Below are 14040 nucleotides of genomic sequence, written 5' to 3'. Positions count from 1 at the left end.
TCCGCGCCACCCCTCAGGCGGTCGTGGCGCGGCGCTGGAGCCACCAGCCCCACGCCAGCCCCAGCAGCGCGGCCAGGCCCGAGGCCAGCAGCACCCCGCGTTTGGCGGCGTCCAGCAGCGCGGCGCTGTCGAACGCCAGGGTGGCGATGAAGATCGCCATGGTGAAGCCGATGCCCGCCAGCAGCCCGGTCAGCAGCAGCCCGCCCCAGCCCATGCCCGCGGGCAGGGCGCACAGGCGCAGGCGCACCGCCAGCCAGCAGGCCAGCAGCACGCCCAGCGGCTTGCCGGCCACCAGCGCCACGGCCACCGCGGCCATGAGCAGGCCGGTGCCCGGCGCCGCCGGTTGCGCGCCGCCTGCACTGCCCAGCGCCACGCCGGCATTGGCCAGGGCAAACAGCGGCATCACGCCAAAGGTCACCCACGGGTGCAGGCTGGCCTGCACGCGCTGCACCGGGGGCGCGGGCTCGCGCCCGGCCAGGGCGTGCACCGGCGTCACCAGGCCCAGCACCACGCCGGCCAGCGTGGGGTGGGCGCCCGTCTGCCAGATGCCCCACCACAGCACCGCGCCGGCCGGCACATAGGCCCAGGCGCGGCGCACACCCAGCTGCTGCAGCAGCAGCACGCCCGCCAGGCCCAGCGCGGCGATGCCGAACATCGGCCACTGCAGCCCGCCCGAGTAGAACAGCGCGATGATGAGCACGGCCACCAGGTCGTCGATGATGGCCAGCGTGAGCAGGAACACCCGCACCACCGGCGGCAGGCCGCGCCCCAGCAGGGCCAGCACGCCCACCGCAAAGGCGATGTCGGTGGCGGTGGGCACGGCCCAGCCGCTGCGCAACGCGGGCGGCACCAGCGCCAGGTACAGCAGCGCCGGCACGGCCACGCCGCCCAGCGCGGCCAGCACGGGCAGCAGCGCATCGCGGGGCTGGGCCAGGGCGCCTTCGTGCAGTTCGCGCCGGATCTCCAGCCCCACCACGAGGAAGAACACCGTCATCAGCGCGTCGTTCACCCAGAAATGCAGCGACTGCGTGAGCTGCCAGCCGCCCACGGCGACCGACAGCGGCACGTGCCACAGTGCGTGGTAGCTGGCGGCCCAGGGTGAATTGGCCCAGGCCAGCGCGGCGGCGGCCGCGATCAGCAGCACGATGCCGCCCGCGGCATCGGCATGCGACAGGCGCGAGAGCAGGGCCGTGCAGCGGTCGGACAGGGGAAGCAGGGCGGGCTGGCGCGGCGCAGCGCGCCCCGGGGTAAGGCGGTCGGTCATGGGCAGGCGGGGCCGCATGCTGCGGCCCGTGGTGCACAGGCGGCCCGACCTGCGCTGCAACAATCCTGCCCTGCCGCCCCATGCGGTGGACACCCGCGGGCAGTATAGGAAGCCGCGCCCAGCGTGCCCGCGCAATGCCCTGGCCCTACACTGGCTTTTTTCGCATGCCCAGGAGTTTGCGATGGTCCGTGCCACCTCTGCCGCTTTGCAAGGCGTCTGTTTGGCGCTTGTCCTGGCCGCCAGCGCGGCGCAGGCGCAGCCGGCCGCGCCGGCCCTCTGGGTGAATGCGCTGGGCATGCCCTTCGTACGCATCGCGCCGGGCAGCTTCCGCATGGGCAGCAGCGAGCCCGTCGACGCGTTGGCCCGTGCCTACCCGACGCTGGAGCGCTGGCGGTTTGAGCAGTTGGCCGACGAGGCGCCCGCCCATACCGTGCGCATCACGCGCGCCTTCTACCTGGGGCAGACGGAGGTGACGGTGGGGCAGTTCCGCCGCTTCGTGCAGGCCTCCGGCTACGTGCCCGAGTCCGAGGCCGACGGCACGGGCGGCTACGGCTACAACCCGGCCTACGACCCCGCCGCCAGCGCGCGCGGCGACGCATTCGAGGGGCGCGACCCGCGCTATTCCTGGCGCAACCCCGGCTTCGCCCAGGGCGACGACCACCCGGTGGTCAACATCACCTGGCACGACGCGCATGCGCTGGCCGCCTGGCTCAGCGCCACCGAGGGCCACCGCTACCGCCTGCCCACCGAGGCGGAGTGGGAATACGCCTGCCGCGCTGGCACGCGCACGCGCTACCCGCATGGCGACGACCCGGCCGCGCTGGCGCGCCACGCGAACGTGTTCGACGAGGATGCCGCGCCCTACTGGCCGCGCTGGCGGCCCCAGGCCGCGCCGGGGCACGACGGGCATGCGTTCACCGCGCCCGTGGGCCGCTACGCGCCCAACGCCTTCGGCGTGCACGACATGCTGGGCAACGTGTGGGAATGGGTGTCGGACTGGTATGCCGAGGAGGGCTATGCGCACTCCCCGCGGGACGATCCGCAGGGCTCGGCCACCGGCCAGGTGCGCGTGCGCCGCGGCGGTTCCTGGCACACCTGGCCGCTGTACGCGCGCTGCGCGTTCCGTAACTGGAACACGGCCCAGACGCGCTACACCCTGGTGGGCCTGCGCCTGGTGCGCGAGATCGACCCGCCGCACTCGCCACGGCCACGCGGCGCGCGGCGGTGATCAGAGCGCGGACACGGCGGCACGCAGTTCCGACTCGCCCAGGATCTCGGAGAACACCACCGGCGCCTTGCCCGGCGCATGCAGCACATAGACCGGCACGCCGCTGCGGCCGAGCTGCGCCAGCGCGGCGGTGATGGCGGGGTCGCGCCGCGTCCAGTCGGCGCGCAGCAGGGCCACGTTCTTCGTTGCAAAGTCCTGCAGCACCGCAGCGCTGGCCAGCGTGGTGTTCTTGTTGTACTGGCAGGTCACGCACCAGGCGGCCGTGTAGTCCACGAACACTGGGCGGCCCTGGGCCACCAGCTCGTCGGCCAGGCCAGGGCGCCAGGACTGCCAGGAGGTCACGCCGGCCACGCCGCTGGGGGCCGAGGCCGCGGCCATGGGTGCGCTTTCCAGTTCAATGATCTTTGGGCCCCAAAGCCATACCAGCCAAGCGCAAGCAGCTATTGAAAGAGGAGCGAGAACAGCCCGCGTGGCCCCGCGCAGCGTGAGCGCCCACACGGCCATGCTGAGCGCCACCAGCAGCGCCAGCAGCGCCGCCGCGCCGTTGATGCCGCTTTGCTGGCCCAGCACCCACACCAGCCACACCACGGTGGCGAACATCGGGAACGCCAGCAGGCGGCGCAGCGTGTCCATCCACGCGCCCGGCCGCGGCAGCAGGCGGGCAAACGCGGGCAGCCAGCTTGCCAGCAGGTAGGGCAGGGCCAGGCCCAGGCCCAGCGCCGCGAAGATGGACAGTGCCTGCCATGCGGGCAGCGTGGCCGTGAGGCCCAGCGATGCGCCCATGAACGGCGCCGTGCACGGCGAGGCCACGGCCACGGCGAGTACCCCGGTGAGGAAGGCATCCAGCACCGGGTGGCGCGCCTGCAGGCCTGCCAGCGACGAGGGCAGCATGCGCCCGAACTCGAAGACGCCCGCCAGGTTCAATCCGATCAGCGTGAACAGCGCGGCGAGCGACGCCACCACCGCCGGCGACTGCAGCTGAAAGCCCCAGCCCACGGCCTCACCCGCGGAGCGCAGGCCCAGCATCAGCGCGCCCAGCAGCAGGAACGACAGCACCACGCCCGCGGTGTAGGCCAGCCCGCCGATGCGGTGGGCGCGCTGGTTCTGCGCATGGCGCGCAAAGCCCACCACCTTGATTGCCAGCACCGGGAACACGCAGGGCATGAGGTTCAGGATCAGCCCGCCCAGCAGCGCGCCGGCCAGCGCGGCCAGCCAGGTGCCCAGCGGCGCGGGTATCGCAGCGGCGGGGGCCGCGGGCGCGGCGGCATTGGCGGCGTTGGCTTTCAGCGCGGCCTCCAGCGCGGGCGACATGCCCTTCAGTGCCGCCACGGCGGGCCAGCCGCCCGGCACGGGCAGCTCGGCACGCCAGCCCTGGCCGCCATGGGCCAGCACCACCGGCATCGGCACGGGCCCGTCGCTGCGCTGGGGCGACAGCGGCAGGCGCGCGGTCCACACCGCGCCGTCCCACTGCTGCGTGGGCGTGGCGGCGGTCTCCACCACGCCTGTGGTCTCGGGGAACACCTCCAGCGTCTGGCCCTGCAGCGCCGGGGGCAGGCCGGCCACGCGCAGCAGCACGGCGTCGCCCTCGACCTGCGCGCTGCTGCCGCCTAGAGCCGGCAGATCGCGCGGGTGCGCCGCGGCGGCGGCATCGAACGCGGCGGCATGCAGCGCCGTCGTGCCTTGCAGTGGCAATTGCAGCGTGAAGCTGCCCTCCTCGGGGATGCATTCCTGGCGGCATACCAACCACGAGGCCTTCAGCTGGAAGGTCGCTTCCTTGGCCAGCGGGCCGGGGTTGAAGGCCGGGGAGACGGTCATGGGCACGGGCAACAGCACCGTGCCCTCGTAGCCGTAGTTGGCCAGGTTGCCCAGAGGAATCTTCTTGGGCACCGGCCAGGCGACCTCGCCCGCGTCGATGCCCGCCGGCAGCTGCCACTCCAGTTGCGTGGGCAGGCCGGAGTCGCCCGGGTTCTTCCAGTAGGTGTGCCACTCGGGCTGGTGCGTGATCGACAGGCCCAGCCACAGCGGCTTGCCCGGGCCCACACCGTCGGGTGCCTGGGCCACCAGCTCGGCGCGCACATGCGGCGTGACGACGCTGCTGCTGCCCGCAGTGGCGGATGTCTTGAGCTGAATTTGGCCGATGGCGCCCGTGGATAAAGCGCAAGCAGCTATGAAAAAAAGAGTGTGCAGGGAGCGCTGCAAGGGGCGAAGGCGGGACATGGCGCAGGGTGGGAGCAACTGGGGCGGGGTTTGGTTCCTTGGGGCTGGCGTTCAGGCGCCCAAGCCCAGCACCACGCGGCGCGACATCGCGCCCTTTTTCTCGATCTTGGTGACCACCACGGCGCCGATTTCGCCGGTGCGCGCCACATGCGTGCCGCCGCAGGGCTGCAGGTCGATCTGCGCGGCGTCGCCGTCGCAGGCGCCGCCCACGCGCACCGTGCGCACCGTGCCGGTGCCGCGCGGGGGCTGCACGCTCATGCTCTTGACGAGCTGCGGGTTGGCGTCCAGTGCCGCGTCGCTGATCGCGCCGATGGTCACCGCATGGTCTTGCGCCACCAGGCGCGCGATGGCGACGGTGAGCGCGTCCTTGTCCAGCGCACCGTCCATGTGGAAGTCCAGGCGCGCGTAGTCGGGCGTGATCGAGCAGCCGTTCACCGGCTGCGCGACGATGTGGCACAGCAGGTGCGTGGTGGTGTGAAAGCGCATCAGCCGGTGGCGGCGCTCCCAGTCGATGCGCGCCGTGACCGCATCGCCCACCGCCAGGCCGAGCGCCTGGCCCGGCGAGGGCACATGCACGATGTCCGCGGTGGGCCGCCCCTCGGCGTCCTTGCCCTTGCGCGTGTCGGCGATGGCCAGTGCCGTGCCATCGGGGCGCAGCAGCACGCCGGCATCGCCCGCCTGGCCGCCGCCCAGCGGGTAGAACACGGTGCGGTCCAGCACCACGCCACCTTCGGGCGTGAGGGCGGTGACGGTGGCGCTGCATTCGCGCAGGTAGCTGTCGGCGCGGAAAAGGTCGTGGGTCATGGTGGGCAATGGTAGAGCGTCCGCCCAGGAGTGCGCGGACAGGCTCTAAGATGGCCCGCATGCGATATCCCTCCCGCTTTTGGGCCGATCTGTCCGCCCGCGACTTTGCCCAGGCGCAGGCCTCGGGCCTGGCAGCGCAGACCGTGGCGGTGCTGCCCGTGGCCGCCGTCGAGCAGCATGGGCCGCACCTGCCGCTGTCGGTCGATGCCACGCTGCTGGCCGGTGTGATCGACGCCGCCTTGCCGCTGCTGAGCGCTGACCTGCCCGTGCTGCTGCTGCCGGCGCAGAACGTGGGCCTGTCCACCGAGCACCTGTCCTACCCCGGCACGCTCACGCTGTCGCCCGCCACGCTGATCGCGCTGTGGACCGAGCTGGGCGCCTGCATCGCGCGCTCGGGGGTGAAGAAGCTCCTGCTGCTCAACGGCCACGGGGGCAACGTGGCGGCCATGGACATCGTGGCGCGCGAGCTGCGCCAGCGCCACGGGATGCTGGTGTACGGCAGTAGCTGGTTCAACCTGGTGGACGAGGCCACCAACGCACGTTTTGCTGCGCAGGAGCACCGCTTCGGCATCCACGGCGGCGAGATCGAGACGTCCATGATGCTGCACCTGGCGCCGGCCACCGTGCGCATGGAGCATGCGCAGCATTTCCCCTCGACCTCGCAGGACCGCGCGGCGCGCTACGGGCTGCTGGGCAACGGCAAGAGCGCCAAGATGGGCTGGGCCATCGAGGACTACAACCCCGCGGGCGCCGTTGGCAATGCCGCGGCCGCCACTGCCGCCCAGGGACAGGCCATGGTGCAGGCTGCCGCAAGGGGGCTGGCCCAGTTGCTGGGCGAGCTGCATGCGCTGCCGCCCGAGACCGTGGCAAAAATTTAAGCAAAAATCGGCTCTAGCGCTTTTCCATCAAGCGCTAACAGCTCACTTTTCAATAGCAACCGTTCTCAGGCGTGCGTTGCCCAGCCGCGGTGTTCGGGCGTGTCCAGGTGCGGCAGCGTGTTGAAGGTCTGCAGCATCAGGCGTTTGGGGCTGATGCTGAACTCCGTGACCGCGCTGTTGCGGATGCGCATATTCAGCGCGATCGTGACCTCGGGCGGGGTGCAGAGCACCTCGCCCACGGCGGCGGCGATGGGCCCGCCGCTGGAGACCAGCAGCACGTTGTGCCCCGTGTGCTGGCGCCGCACATGGTCCAGCGCGGCGCGCACCCCGCCAGAGAAATCGTCCCAGCAGGGCATGCCCGCCGGGCTGATGGTGCCCGCCATCCACTGCGCCATGGCATCGCACAGCAGGCGAAAGTGCTGCTTGTACAACTCGGGCGTGTCGGGGCGCGGCAACGGCATGGGATGCACGCAGTGGATCAGCGCATGGCTGTCGTATTCGTTGAGTCCCGGCATCAGCAGGGGCTCGGGCGTGCCCTCCAGCCCTTGCTGAATGCCTTGCAGCGTCTGCGCATGGCGCCGCAGCGTGCCGCACAGCACCGCATCGAACTGCAGCCCGCGCTCGCGCCAGTACGCGCCCAGGCGCACCGCCTGCTCATGGCCGCGCGGGCTGAGCTGGTCATAGTCGTCCGCGCCAAACGAGGCCTGGCCGTGGCGCACGAGGTAGAGGGTTCCCATGGTCTGGAATTGTGGCGAGGCCGCACCCGCGCGCTTGTCGCGGCTGCGACCGGCGGCGCGCTAGGCTGCAAGCGCCGCCCGCGCCTGCGCCGCCGTGGGCAGCAGGCGGCGCTGCTGCAACTGGCCGAACCATTTGCGGAACATGTCCTCGGTGTCCATGCACGCATGAAAGCCCGCCTGGCGGATCTTCACCGAACTCATGATCACCGGTGGCAGCGGGGCGGCCCTGCCGTGGTTCATCTGGAAGTCGGCGTACGCTGCGCCCTGGCCGATGAAGGCGGTCAGATCGCGCGGCGCCGCCAGTTGGTACTTGTCCACCAGGCGTCCCCACGCGGGCTGCTGGTCGGCCAGCGCGGTGGCCAGCGACTGGGGCTCGGGCTCGCCTACGGGCATGCCCAGCGCGTCGGCGATGGTGGGCCAGACGTTCTGCCAGACGAACACGTCGCCGTTTTCCAGGTTGAAGGTTTCGTTGCGTGCGTTGGGCGACTCGGCAGCCCAGGCGCAGGCCTGGGCGATCAGGTCGGCGTCGATGGCTTGGTTCACGCGCGCCGGGCCGCCGGGGTAGGCCAGCGGCAGGCCCTGTTCATGGCGCAGCCAGGCATAGAGGCCGATGGCCGGGATGGGGTTCATGTTGCTGCCCGCCGCGTCGCCGAACACGATGCGCGGGCGCATGATGGTGAAGTGCCACGGGCCCTTGGCCTGGCGCTCGCGCAGGAAGTCCTCCTGCAGCCAGTAGAAGTTCTCGTGGGGGTCGCGCGGCCAGCGTTCGCGTGCGGGCACGGCGATCTGCGGGTGGATGTGCACGCCGTAGGCCTTGCCGCCCTGCATGATGGTCACATGGCGCAGCGCACCGCCCGGGCGGTCCAGCGGCTCGACCACGTTGCGCAGCATTTGCAGGTTGATGCGCATCTGCTCCTGGTCGCGCCAACCGCCCACGAGGCCCCCGGGCTGCTCGTACACGGCGGCATAGACCACATGGGTGATGTCGTCCCGTGCGCCCAGCGCAGCCTGGCAGGCCGCCGCGTCCTGCAGGTCCAGCTGCAGCGCGGTGGCGCCCGCGGGCAGGGCGATGGCGCGGCGCGCCACGCCCACGGCGCGCCAGCCGGGCAGGGCGGCGAAGTGGCGCAGGCAGGCCTGGCCCACGACGCCGGTGGCGCCCACGACGAGTACGGTGTTCGTCATTTCTTCACCATGGGGCACTTGGACTGCGACAGTGGCAGGAAGGCCTTGTCGCCGGGCACGGTGGCCACGAGCTTGTAGTAGTCCCACGGGTACTTGGACTCGGCCTGCGACTTGACCTCGAACAGGTACATGTCATGCACCATGCGGCCGTCCTCGCGGATGCGGCCGTTCTTGGCGAAGAAGTCGTTGATAGGCGTGGCCTTCATCTTGGCCATGACCTGGGCCGTGTCGTCGGTCTTGGCGGCCTGCACGGCCTTCAGGTAATGCATGGTCGAGGAATAGGCGCCCGCCTGGCTCATGTTGGGCATCTTCTTCATCTTCTCGAAGTAGCGCTTGGACCAGGCGCGCGTCTCGTCGTTCATGTCCCAGTAGAAGCCCTCGGTCAGCATCAGGCCGCCGGCGGTGCGCAGGCCGATGGCGTGGATGTCGTTGATGTACATGAGCAGGCCGGCCAGGGTCTGTTTGTTCTTGCCCGTGGTCAGGCCGAACTCGCGCGCGGCCTTGATGGTGTTCACCGTATCGCCCCCCGCGTTGGCCAGGCCCACGACCTGGGCCTTGCTGTTCTGCGCGCTGATCAGGAACGAGGCGAAGTCGGTCGCCGCGATCGGGTGGCGGGCCGCGCCCAGCACCTTGCCGCCCTGGGCCGTGACCACGGCGCTGGCCTGCTCCTGCAGGCTGTGGCCGAAGGCGTAGTCGGCGGTGATGAAGAACCAGTCCTTTCCGCCGCGTGCGGTGATCGCGCTGGCCGTTACGTTGGCCAGGGCGTAGGTGTCGTACACGTAGTGCACGGTACTGGGCATGCACAGGTCGCCCGTGAGGCGGTCCAGGCCGGGGCCGTTGAAGATGACGACCTTCTGCTTTTGCTTGGCCACCTCCAGCACCGCCAGCGCCGGCGCGGAGACGGCGACGTCCATGATGGCGTCCACCTTGCCGGTATCGAACCACTCGCGCGCCTTGCTGGAGGCGATGTCGGCCTTGTTCTGGTGATCGGCCACCACCAGTTCGATCTTCTTGCCCGCTACCTTGCCGCCGAAGTCGTCGATGGCCATCTGGATGGCGGCGGCGCTGCCTGGGCCGGTGATGTCGGCGAACGGGCCGTTCAGGTCGGTGAGGATGCCCAGGCGCACCACGTCGTCAGAAATTGCCGTGCCCTGGGCGGTGACGGTGGCCGTGGCGGCCAGCAGGGCAAGGCCCGTGCACAGCGCGCGGCAGGCGCGGGTCAGGGGACGCGGAGTGAGGTGGACGGGGCGGTTCATGGTTGTCTCCTTCGTTGGTGTGTGTAGGGGGAATCACAGGGTGGCAATGGGGGTCACGGGCGAGCCCACGGCGCCCGGCAGGCGCAGCGGTGGCGCAGTGAGCAGGAAGCGGGTGCGCCCGAGGGCGTGCAGGTGGTCGGCCAGTTCTTTCAGGTACCACAGCTCGCCCAGCGGCAGGCCCAGCTTGAACAGGCAGTGCTCGTGCAGCGGCAGCACGGGGTAGGGCGCACCGTCCTCGGGCACGCGGCGTGGCGGGTGGCGCTCCACGGCGTAGTTGTCGGCGATCAGCGCGGCGATGCCGCTGTCGGTGATCCACTGCAGCAGCTTTTCGTCGCCGCCGTCCAGCGCGGCGCAGCTGTGGTGCAGGCGGTGCGCGTCGGGCTGGAGCTGCATGGACAGCACCAGCTCGGCAAAGCCGGTGCGCAGCAGCAGCATGTCGCCGGGCTCCACGCTGGCGCCGCTGCGCTCCATGGCACGCATGAGTTCGTCGTAGCCGATGTCGCGGAAGTCGGTGCCGTAGGCGCGCTCCAGGTCCACCAGCACGCCGCGCCCCTGCATGCCCTTCACGGCCAGGTGCTCCACGCCCAGCGCGCGGGCCACGCTCTCGTCCGGCGCGCGGCCGGCGCAGCACACGGGCTGGTAACGCGCCGCCGTGCCGTCGCCGTCGCGCGCGGGGATGCCATGGTCCTGCGGACCCAGGATGTGCTCGTGGCCGCGGTAGCCGTTGTAGTACACCGTGCGCGGCTGGCCATCGCCGTCGGGGTCGAACAGCGCGCCCACATGCGCCAGCGAGTCCCATTGCGTGGAGTACTGCAACGACAGCAGCACCTGGTCGTCGCTGACCACGTCGGTGGCGCCGGGGTACACATGGCCCAGCGGAAAGTTGACGTACGGAATGCCTTCGCGCCGCGTGGGGCGCAGTTGGGGCGGCAGGCGGCGCGCGTTCAGCACGTTGCCGCCGGGGTAGTCCAGCGGCAGCGACAGGCACAGGCTGATGCCCTCGCGCACTTCCTGCACGCCCTTGCGCACCTGCTCCGGGCCGATCAGGTTGGTGCGGCCCAACTGGTCGTCGGGCCCGAAGTCACCCCAGTTGGAGCCGGCGGGGCGTTGTCTCCATCGCATATTGGTGTCTCCAGCGCCGCGGATGGGTGCGGCTTGGAAGCAATGGTGTTGGCGCAGGCAGGGCTGCGTCAAACACCGCGATGAAAGTTTTGTTGGTTGAAATCACCCGCCGGGAAAACCCTGGCGTTCTCTGGCCGGCCTCGTGCGGCGTGTTTTGCAGGTCGAAACCCGCAGTCACTGCCCCATCAGTACCCGGGCGAACAACGCCGCATCCACATTCCCGCCTGTGAGCGGCAGGCCCACGCACTGGCCGCGCAGAGCTTCCCGCTGCTGCAGCGCGGCAGCCAGTGCCGCCGCGCCCGCGCCCTCGGCCACGTTGTGGGTGTCCGTGAACAGCGCGCGCATGGCGGCGGCCACTGCGTCATCGTTGACCTGCACCACCCGGTCCAGTTCAGGCAGCAGCACGGCCAATGCGTCCGGGTCGGCCATGCGCACCGCCAGGCCGTCGGCGATCTGCGTGCTGACGGGCGACGCCACCACATGGCCCGCGGCGAACGAGTCGGCATAGGTGGTGGCGTGGCAGCTCACCACGCCCACCAGGCGCACCCCATGTCCCAATGCCCGCTTGGCCGCCACGGCAGCGCAGGCGCCGGAACCCAGGCCGATGGGCACATAGGCCACATCCATGTGCGGCACGGCGCGCAGGAACTCCCACCAGTAGGTGGCCACGCCGCGCACCAGGTCGGGGTGGTAGCTGGGCACCATGTGGGCGCCGCGTTCGGCGGCCAGTTGCAGGGCGTGCTCGCGGGCGGCCTGGAAATCGTCGCCGTGTTCCACCAGGTTCACGCCCAGTGCGCGCATGGCCGCGTTCTTCTCCACCGAATTGCCGTGCGGCACGACGATGGTGCAGGCCACGCCATGGCGTCGCGCGGCCCAGCCGATGCTCTGGCCGTGGTTGCCGCGCGTGGCGCTGATGACCTCGCGCGGCAGCTCACCCCGCTGCGCCAGCCGGTCGAAGTACGTCAGGCCGCCGCGGATCTTGAACGCGCCCACCGGGTTGTGGTTCTCGTGCTTGAGCCAGCACTCCGTGCCGAGGCGCTCGCCCAGCAGGCCCCAGCGGTACTGCGGCGTGGGCTGGAACTCCTGGTAGACGGTGCGTGCCGCGGCTTCGATGTCGGCCAGCGTGGGCAGCGGTGCTGCGGCGCGCGTCACAGCCGCACCTCGCCGCGCACGCAGGTGACGGAGTGGCCGCCCACCCAGATTTGCGGGCCGTCCTGCTGCACATGCACGCGCCCGGCGCGGCCCAGCGCCGTACCCTGGCTGGCCACATAGCGGCTGGGCGCCAGGCCCGCGCCGATGAGCCATTGCGCCAGCGCCGCGTTCAGGCTGCCGGTGACGGGGTCTTCCGCCAGACCGTTGTTGCCCGGGAAGAAGGCGCGCACCTCGAACGCGATGCCCTCGGCATCGCTGGCACCCACCACGCCGACCTTACCGCGCGGCCCCACCACGCCCACGTCCAGCCCGGCCAGTACTGCGCCGTCGGGCCTGAGCCCGAGTACCTGCTCGGCCGAGCGCAGCATCACGCCACGCCAGTTGGGGCCGTTGTCGCACCAGGCATGCGCCACGATGTCGTCCCGCGCCACGCCCAGGCCGCGTGCGATGAGCTGCACGTCCTCCTCGGCCAGCGGGCCGCTCTTGACGAGCGGCGGCGCGGCAAAGGCAAGCTGCTCGCCGTCGCGCCGCAGTGTGACCAGCCCCACGCCGCATTCCTGCACGATGCGCCCCGTGGCGCGCGGCTGGCCGCCGGCCTGCAGCCAGGCGTGGCAGGTGCCCAGCGTGGGGTGGCCGGCAAAGGGCAGCTCGCGCCCAGGGCAGAAGATGCGCACGCGGTAGTCCGCGCCGGCCGCATGACCCTCGGGCGTCGGCGGCAGCACGAAGGTGGCCTCGGACAGGTTGGTCCAGTTGGTGAACCGCTGCATCTCCTCGGTGGACAGGCCCTCGCCGTCCAGCACCACGGCCAGCGGGTTGCCGAGGTAGGGCGTGGCGGTGAAGACATCGACTTGCTGGAACGGGCGCAGGCGCATGGAACGGCTCCGGTGGTGGTGATAGAGGATGGGGCGGGCATGCGGCGGCGGCACCTGCGCGTGCGCAGGGCTGCAGCCACCTTCCCGCGCGGGAAGGTCAGGGTTTGAAAGGCGTCAGGCCGCTTCGCGGATGGCGGCGGCCAGCGCGGCAATCGCGGTGCGGATCTGGCCCTGCGACGCCGTGACGAAGGACAGCCGAAGCGTGCGGTCGTCCGGCTGGTCGGCGTAGAAGGCCGCGCCGGGCACGAAGGCCACGTTGCGCTCCACCGCGCGCGGCAGTAGTTGCAGCGCGCTCATGCCTTCGGGCAGGCGCAGCCACAGGAACATGCCGCCGTCGGGGCGGTTCCAGGTCACGCCCAGGCCCTGCATCTCCTGCTCCAGCGCGGCCACCATGGCCTGACACTGCTCCTTGTAGAGCTGGCGGATGGTGGGCACGTGGCGGTCCAGGAAGCCGTTCTTGATGACCTCGGACACCAGGCGCTGGTTGAAGCTGGGCGTGTGCAGGTCGGCCGCCTGCTTGGCCTGCAGCAGCTTGGGGTACATCTGGCGCGGTGCGACGACGTAGCCCAGGCGCAGGCCGGGGGCCAGCACCTTGGAGAACGAGCCCATGTAGATGCAGCCCTCGGGGTTGCGCGCCGTCAGGGGTTGGGGGGGCGCCTGGTCGAACCACAGGTCGCCATAGGGGTTGTCTTCCACCAGCGGCAGGTTCAGCGCGGCGGCCTGGGCCACCAGGGCCTCGCGGCGGGCTTCGCTCATGGTGCGGCCCGTGGGGTTCTGGAAGTTGGGCAGCACGTACAGGAAGCGCGCCTTGTCCGCGCCGCTGCCGGCCTTGGCCGCCAGGTCGTCGATCAGCACGCCCTCGCTGTCGCTGGCCACCGACACCACCTGGGGTTCCATGGGCGCGAAGGCCTGCAGCGCGCCCAGGTAGGTGGGTGTTTCCACCAGCACGCGGCTGCCCGCGTCGATGAGCACCTTGCCGATCAGGTCCAGCGCCTGCTGCGATCCGGTGGTGATCAGCACCTGGTCGGGGTGCACGTCCCAGGGCAGGAATGCGGCAATGGCCTCGCGCAGCGGGGTATAGCCCTCACTGGCCGCGTACTGCAGCGCCGATGCGCCGTCGGTGGCCAGCACGGACGCGGCCGCGGCGGCGAAGGACTCGATCGGGAAGGTCTTGGGCGAGGGCAGCCCGCCGGCCAGGCTGATGATGCCGGGCTTCTCGGTCACCTTCAGGATTTCCCGGATCACCGAGGGGTTCATCTTTTCGGCACGTGCGGCCAGGGTCCAGTTCGTCATTCGTTTATCTCCAATGGCGCGCTGCTGCGCGCCGT

12 protein-coding genes are annotated in these 14040 nt (G+C 71.0%); 2 read left to right on the top strand and 10 right to left on the bottom strand.

Annotation, left to right across the window (positions count from 1 at the left end):
• Nucleotides 1-13: 13 nt before the first annotated feature.
• Nucleotides 14-1264, bottom strand: a complete 1251-nt coding sequence (gene nhaA / locus QY917_RS12335; protein WP_123676790.1) for a Na+/H+ antiporter NhaA — start codon at nt 1262-1264, stop codon at nt 14-16.
• 181 nt (nt 1265-1445) lie between these two features.
• On the opposite strand from nhaA, the gene QY917_RS12330 reads away from it, so the two are divergent.
• Nucleotides 1446-2492: a formylglycine-generating enzyme family protein gene (locus QY917_RS12330; RefSeq protein WP_123676789.1), complete on the top strand. Its 1047-nt coding sequence runs from the start codon at nt 1446-1448 to the stop codon at nt 2490-2492.
• On the opposite strand, the gene QY917_RS12325 is transcribed toward QY917_RS12330, so the two are convergent.
• Together QY917_RS12325 and QY917_RS12320 are read right to left on the bottom strand one after the other, a co-directional pair.
• Nucleotides 2493-4709, bottom strand: a complete 2217-nt coding sequence (locus tag QY917_RS12325) for a protein-disulfide reductase DsbD (protein WP_302077105.1) — start codon at nt 4707-4709, stop codon at nt 2493-2495.
• Nucleotides 4710-4760: 51 nt separating this feature from the next.
• A complete protein-coding gene (locus QY917_RS12320) occupies nt 4761-5513 on the bottom strand; it encodes an alanyl-tRNA editing protein (RefSeq protein ID WP_123676788.1) in 753 nt (250 codons plus the stop codon).
• 50 nt (nt 5514-5563) lie between these two features.
• On the opposite strand from QY917_RS12320, the gene QY917_RS12315 reads away from it, so the two are divergent.
• Nucleotides 5564-6391 (top strand): creatininase family protein, encoded by an 828-nt coding sequence (locus tag QY917_RS12315; RefSeq protein ID WP_123676787.1) that lies wholly within the window; start codon nt 5564-5566, stop codon nt 6389-6391.
• Nucleotides 6392-6456: 65 nt separating this feature from the next.
• Here QY917_RS12315 and QY917_RS12310 read toward each other — a convergent pair whose 3' ends face one another.
• The 7 genes from QY917_RS12310 to QY917_RS12280 form a co-directional block, all read right to left on the bottom strand.
• Nucleotides 6457-7128, bottom strand: coding sequence for a histidine phosphatase family protein (locus QY917_RS12310; RefSeq protein WP_011806938.1), 672 nt, complete (start codon nt 7126-7128; stop codon nt 6457-6459).
• A 60-nt stretch (nt 7129-7188) separates the two neighbouring features.
• The gene (locus QY917_RS12305) at nt 7189-8310 is read right to left on the bottom strand and encodes an SDR family oxidoreductase (RefSeq protein WP_123676786.1); all 1122 of its coding nucleotides are present in this window, start codon (nt 8308-8310) and stop codon (nt 7189-7191) included.
• Nucleotides 8307-9566 carry an ABC transporter substrate-binding protein gene (locus QY917_RS12300; protein ID WP_123676785.1) on the bottom strand — a complete coding sequence of 420 codons (1260 nt, stop codon included), beginning with the start codon at nt 9564-9566 and terminating at the stop codon, nt 8307-8309. The genes QY917_RS12305 and QY917_RS12300 overlap by 4 nt, the downstream gene beginning before the upstream one ends.
• Nucleotides 9567-9599: 33 nt before the next feature.
• A complete protein-coding gene (locus QY917_RS12295) occupies nt 9600-10688 on the bottom strand; it encodes a cyclase family protein (protein ID WP_123676784.1) in 1089 nt (362 codons plus the stop codon).
• 174 nt (nt 10689-10862) lie between these two features.
• Nucleotides 10863-11840, bottom strand: coding sequence for a threonine dehydratase (locus QY917_RS12290; protein ID WP_123676783.1), 978 nt, complete (start codon nt 11838-11840; stop codon nt 10863-10865).
• A complete protein-coding gene (locus QY917_RS12285; RefSeq protein WP_123676782.1) occupies nt 11837-12712 on the bottom strand; it encodes a PhzF family phenazine biosynthesis protein in 876 nt (291 codons plus the stop codon). The genes QY917_RS12290 and QY917_RS12285 overlap by 4 nt, the downstream gene beginning before the upstream one ends.
• A gap of 114 nt (nt 12713-12826) precedes the next feature.
• Nucleotides 12827-14005 carry a PLP-dependent aminotransferase family protein gene (locus QY917_RS12280; protein WP_172208743.1) on the bottom strand — a complete coding sequence of 393 codons (1179 nt, stop codon included), beginning with the start codon at nt 14003-14005 and terminating at the stop codon, nt 12827-12829.
• Nucleotides 14006-14040: the final 35 nt, after the last annotated feature.

This window comes from Diaphorobacter sp. C33 (assembly GCF_030503915.1).
Taxonomy (GTDB): domain Bacteria; phylum Pseudomonadota; class Gammaproteobacteria; order Burkholderiales; family Burkholderiaceae_C; genus Diaphorobacter; species Diaphorobacter nitroreducens.
Note: the sequence above shows the minus strand (reverse complement) of the source record. Positions and strands in the feature narration are given on the sequence as shown.

Bases quoted from the DNA above. Each gene is read 5' to 3' on its own strand.
- QY917_RS12330 (WP_123676789.1), top strand. From the start codon at position 1,446: ATGGTCCGTGCCACCTCTGCCGCTTTGCAAGGCGTCTGTTTGGCGCTT.
- QY917_RS12300 (WP_123676785.1), bottom strand. From the start codon at position 9,566: ATGAACCGCCCCGTCCACCTCACTCCGCGTCCCCTGACCCGCGCCTGC.
- QY917_RS12305 (WP_123676786.1), bottom strand. From the start codon at position 8,310: ATGACGAACACCGTACTCGTCGTGGGCGCCACCGGCGTCGTGGGCCAG.
- QY917_RS12295 (WP_123676784.1), bottom strand. From the start codon at position 10,688: ATGCGATGGAGACAACGCCCCGCCGGCTCCAACTGGGGTGACTTCGGG.
- nhaA (WP_123676790.1), bottom strand. From the start codon at position 1,264: ATGACCGACCGCCTTACCCCGGGGCGCGCTGCGCCGCGCCAGCCCGCC.
- QY917_RS12285 (WP_123676782.1), bottom strand. From the start codon at position 12,712: ATGCGCCTGCGCCCGTTCCAGCAAGTCGATGTCTTCACCGCCACGCCC.
- QY917_RS12325 (WP_302077105.1), bottom strand. From the start codon at position 4,709: ATGTCCCGCCTTCGCCCCTTGCAGCGCTCCCTGCACACTCTTTTTTTC.
- QY917_RS12315 (WP_123676787.1), top strand. From the start codon at position 5,564: ATGGCCCGCATGCGATATCCCTCCCGCTTTTGGGCCGATCTGTCCGCC.
- QY917_RS12280 (WP_172208743.1), bottom strand. From the start codon at position 14,005: ATGACGAACTGGACCCTGGCCGCACGTGCCGAAAAGATGAACCCCTCG.
- QY917_RS12320 (WP_123676788.1), bottom strand. From the start codon at position 5,513: ATGACCCACGACCTTTTCCGCGCCGACAGCTACCTGCGCGAATGCAGC.
- QY917_RS12310 (WP_011806938.1), bottom strand. From the start codon at position 7,128: ATGGGAACCCTCTACCTCGTGCGCCACGGCCAGGCCTCGTTTGGCGCG.